The sequence below is a fragment of the Stagnihabitans tardus genome, assembly GCF_009925085.1.
In the GTDB taxonomy this organism is placed as follows: domain Bacteria; phylum Pseudomonadota; class Alphaproteobacteria; order Rhodobacterales; family Rhodobacteraceae; genus Stagnihabitans; species Stagnihabitans tardus.
The window spans coordinates 1-415 of the sequence record NZ_JAABNR010000096.1 but is presented as its reverse complement, the minus strand read 5'-3'; the positions used below and the strand labels follow the sequence as shown (position 1 = coordinate 415).

At 62.4% G+C, this 415-nt stretch carries 1 pseudogene; it reads right to left on the bottom strand.

From position 1 onward, the window contains the following. Positions 1-415: pseudogene (locus tag GV832_RS21770) on the bottom strand (IS5 family transposase); the annotation flags it as partial.

Sequence of the window (415 nt, the reverse complement as noted above, 5' to 3'; positions counted from 1 at the left end):
GATCCTGCGCCAGTCCTTGAGGCGGCCGAACATGATCTCGATGCGGTTGCGCCGCTTGTAGCGACGGCGGTCATGTCGGATCTTCTTCTTACGGTTCTTCCGCCCTGGGATGCAGACCCTTATCCCTTTGTCTTTCAACGCTTCTCGATACCAATCGGCATCGTAACCCCTGTCAGCCAAGAGCCACTCCGCCTGTGGCAGATCCTGCAGAAGGGCGGCAGCGCCCATGTAGTCGCTGACCTGGCCAGCCGTCATGAAGAACTTCAGCGGCCTTCCTTTGGCGTCGGCAACGGCGTGCAGCTTGGTGTTCAGCCCGCCTTTCGTGCGCCCGATCGCCCGGCCGCGCCCCCCTTTTTCACCGCCAGGCTCGAGGCCGTGCGGTGGGCTTTCAGATACTTGCGCGGGCATGCTCGGA